The 4,110-nt window shown below is 45.6% G+C and carries 3 protein-coding genes and 1 pseudogene; 2 read left to right on the forward strand and 2 right to left on the reverse strand.

Translation table 11 applies throughout. The features are described 5' to 3' along the window. Window positions 1-1,547: pseudogene (locus F6K38_RS36465) on the reverse strand (hypothetical protein); the annotation flags it as partial. 73 nt (window positions 1,548-1,620) lie between these two features. On the opposite strand from F6K38_RS36465, the gene F6K38_RS36470 reads away from it, so the two are divergent. Then, on the forward strand, window positions 1,621-3,126 hold the full coding sequence (locus F6K38_RS36470) for an eCIS core domain-containing protein (protein WP_287359903.1): 1,506 nt from the start codon (window positions 1,621-1,623) through the stop codon (window positions 3,124-3,126). Between the two features lie 164 nt (window positions 3,127-3,290). Here the strand turns inward: F6K38_RS36470 and F6K38_RS36475 are convergent, their stop codons facing one another. Then, window positions 3,291-3,440, reverse strand: a complete 150-nt coding sequence (locus tag F6K38_RS36475; RefSeq protein WP_287359905.1) for a hypothetical protein — start codon at window positions 3,438-3,440, stop codon at window positions 3,291-3,293. 82 nt (window positions 3,441-3,522) lie between these two features. Here F6K38_RS36475 and F6K38_RS36480 point away from each other — a divergent pair, with 82 nt between their 5' ends. Then, window positions 3,523-3,789, forward strand: coding sequence for a hypothetical protein (locus tag F6K38_RS36480; RefSeq protein WP_502709636.1), 267 nt, complete (start codon window positions 3,523-3,525; stop codon window positions 3,787-3,789). Window positions 3,790-4,110: the final 321 nt, after the last annotated feature.

The following is a 4,110-nucleotide window of genomic DNA, read 5'->3' on the forward strand; positions in this document are numbered from 1 at the left end:
GCCATGGTTTTACCAGTTCCGCTAGCACCGTAAAAAAGGGCGCTGATGCCCAAACCCCGGTCGCCAAAATGGGCGAAACCCCATTCCTGATAGACTTTATACTTGTATCTGAGGTGAGTGGCAATATCCCCAAGAAGCAGCCGTTGTGGGGTAGGTAAAACCAGATCGTCCCAGGTAGCCGTAGCATTTATCGGTTGCGCTAAGTGTTCTAATTGATTACGGGCGATTTGGCGGCATAAATCCCATAATTGAGTGGGGTGGTGGGTTTCGTCTCTGAGATTTTTGCCCCCATTATCCGAGATCCCCCTTCCGTCCCCCTTAAAAAGGGGGAAACCAGAGGAGGCTTCGCTGTTTGTTCTTTGGGGACTTTGAAATCTGTTTCCCCCAGGTTCCCCTCCTGGGAGGGGGTAGGGGTGGGTTAGGGCGCTAGGGGGGCTAGATCCGGGATTTTGTGGGAATTTTGAATTTTGAATTTTGAATTGATCACAGGCGGCTTGAATACTAGCACTACTGAGGTTAAACTGTACGGCCACGCGCTCTATTTGACCGTTAAGTTCTGCTGCTGCTGACCCTATATGGCTTTCCCACAGGTCATATTGTTCCTGGTGGCTCAATGGGGGGATGTCAACGTTAACAACAGTCCGCTTACAGTCAATTTTTCGGTGATTGCAGCTGAGGATTAAACGAGTATTGTTACTATCAATAAATTGGCTCAGAGCATACTCCCGCCCTGGCTCCGTAAAATTATAACTATCCCAGTCAATCAACAGGACACTATTGCTAAGTATTGCTTCCCTTTGCCAACGCTTCCCGAGTTGGTAGACCAACTGGGGCTTGGTGGTCAGAGCGGCAGGTTCGAGAGTATGTAAACTATACCCCAAACCCAGACAAGTGGCGGAGGCAATTTGGTATTTAGTGCTACGGTCCGAGCCAGATAATTGCACCACGGGATAGCTATTTGTCCCCTCGCCCCCAGACCAAATGGTGATCAATTGCGACCCTATACTTAACTGAGAGCATGGCATTATAAGAGGGTTAGTCTGAGGCGGTTGGGGAGTGATCTTGCCTGCTAATTCCTGGTCTGTGGCATTTTCTCCTAACAGAAAGCAGAGGATACGCTGGTCAATTATGAGGGGGGACTTGGTTAGGATTAAACCTGGTTCAATCTGGAGCAGTTGCCAGTATTGTAAAGGGCTTTGGGGAGAAAGGACATGCCAACTGGCTCCGGGCAGGGCGTCTTGAGCTAAACTTATTGTAGGATAGTTTTTGTGAGGATGATTTTTTTGGGCAATGGCCACCAAAGAATGGAATAATGGTTCTATTTCCATGCCCACGCACATAAGCAGGATATCCCTTTCAATTGGGGTTAGATTGAAGAGGATACAAAGTTGAGCCAGGGCAGATGTATGGTCAACAAATTCAGTTACGATTTGTTGATTTATTTTACCTTCTATGTATTTTTCTAAATAGTTACGAACTCGGGCGATTTCTTGTAACAGAGAACTAATATTAGAGTGATACCAGTTGGTTTGAGAAAGGGGTGCCATGTCGCGCTCCTGGAAGACGGATGGATCGACTGATCTGGTTTTCTAATAGGGTACTTGGTAAAAGGAAATAGCTATGCGCACTACTCATACCTATAAACCGAAATATTCTCACTCTACTTCAGTGTCATTTGATCAAAATAAGAAAGACTCCAGACGGAATGGTTATAGAGAAATTTTGGAAGCAGAGGAAAGGGAGTGGAACGCGGAAGAGGCGGTCGGGGAATGGGGAAGTATCAGTGCGAAGGTGATGCGCACCTTAGAATCAGGACAATACCAGCCGGAAACGGGAAGGAGAGAAATCGGGCTGCAAGGGAAGTTATCTTTTGGACAGTCGGGAGAGAGAACCAGGCAAGGGGCGAATCACGGTGGGCAAATGGTAGTGCAGCCGAAAAGGATGATGGTGCAGCGAGCAGCACAACCGTTGACGGGGGATTCGTTGACCGATGGCGATAGCATGAGGGCAGTGAGTAGCAAAAATGAAAACAAAACCGGCTTGCCTGATCGCCTCAAGGCAGGGATAGAGAACCTCTCTGGCTATTCGATGGATGATGTGAGGGTACATTACAATTCGGATAAACCAGCACAATTGCAGGCATTGGCTTATGCACAGGGGAAGGATATTCATGTGGGGCCGGGGCAGGAGAAGCATTTGCCCCATGAAGCGTGGCATGTGGTGCAGCAGAAGCAGGGAAGGGTGAAGCCGACCATAATGAAGAAAGGTGGGGTAAAAATAAATGAGGAAAAAGGATTAGAGGAAGAAGCCGATCTGATGGGGGCGAAGGTTATACAGCCAAATGTTCAAAAAACCAGCCCGATGGAAAAGTATGTATCACCAAAGGCTGTTGTTATTACCAAAGAGTCGATATCGCCACCTCTGCAATTACTACCCGCACATGTCACCGGGTTGCTGGAAAGGGCAGCCAAAACCGACCGAAATATGAAAGTGGCACAAACAAGAGTGGGGGCAGTGAGTCAGAGGCTGAAATCAGGAAATGTGCCACATCGAATAGGGGGAAGCATGGCGGCGCGATTGCAGGGAGGGAAACGTACCCCCAAGGATGTAGACATAGAAGTGCAAAATGAGTATATGTTGGAAATGGCCAAATATAGGATGTTGGGATGGCATGGTTCTCGGATAATTATATCCGGCAGTGAGGCTTTGGTATCTGCTAGGGTTGAGAGAGACATTCGTGGGTTTTTAACCACTTTAGAGATAGGGTTTGAATTGGACAACAATAGATGGTTGGATAAATTTGAGGTTGACATAGTTAATGAGAACAATGACGATTTCACCAAAGATCAAGTGCCACCGCACCAACGTGTAGCTCCGAGTCAATTCGGCGTACTATTGAGTCCAATCGAACTGGTAATGAACTATGTTGATAGATACAAAAGAGACAGTAAACTGTCAGAGGAAAAGCAAGATAGAACCCAAATCAAAAAACTGCTATCAAAGGCTTATGGAGTAACACATATAAAGAAGAAAAATATTGATCTGTTTGGAGACATGCATAGGGTGGCAAAACGCGACAAGTATGTATCCTACCTTAAAGATCTGGCTATGATGTTGAATAAGTAGGACATGCAACCCCTGAATGTTACTGAAGCATAGGTACTGAAAAGCAGAAAACAAATCCCATGAGGGTAAGCAAGTCACGGTTTGGTACCCACAAGAAACGCAAACGCACCAACCAACCACCCATCTTTGCTTGCGACCGCACTCAAAACCCCATCAACCCCACTTCATACCCACAGCAACATCTGGAATAGCATAGTGCGATCGCTGATAAAGTAGTGCGAGCGCTGATTTTGTAGGGTGGGCAAATGGACATTATTTCTGATGAAGTGCGATCGCTCTTGTAGGGTGGGCAAATGGACATTATAACTGTACAATTTGTCAAATTTTAATTATTTGCCCACCCTACTCCCTGGTGATTTTGATAAAATAGAAAAAACCGGAAATCATCTTGAAAGTATGCTCAAAACCTCAGCCTTTCAGCAAGCGATTGAAACCGTTGAAAAATTGTCCTTAGAAGAGCAAGAGATATTACTCGATACTCTTCTCAAACGATTTCATCACCAACGGAGAGTAATACTATTGCAAGAAATCAAGGAAATTCGCCAAGAATTAGCGGAAGGTAAAGTAAAATTTGGGTCAGTTGATCAATTCCTAGAAGAACTCGATCATGAAAATTGCTTGGACACCCCAATCGTAACGAGCGTAAGCGCGCATTCTTCGTAAAAGACCAGATTTTAGACCACTAATTGAGAAAACCGTGGGTCAGTTAGCAGAAGCGATCGCTGATAAAGTAGGGTGGGCAAATTGACATGATAACTGATCTAATTGCCAAACTTTCATTATTTGCCCACCCTACCCGACTATTTTGTTGCTTAATTTAGGGTCTCATGATGAAGTATATTAGCTGACGGCGAGTAGTAGGGTGGGCAAATGGACATGATTGATGAGTGCGATTCGTTGGTTAGAAACCTTACCTTACAAAGGATTGGGGAAATAACCGCTAGGACAGATAACTGAACCTAGACAACTTGATAACCATGGAGG

Source organism: Moorena sp. SIO3B2, from assembly GCF_010692525.1.
Taxonomy (GTDB): domain Bacteria; phylum Cyanobacteriota; class Cyanobacteriia; order Cyanobacteriales; family Coleofasciculaceae; genus Moorena; species Moorena producens.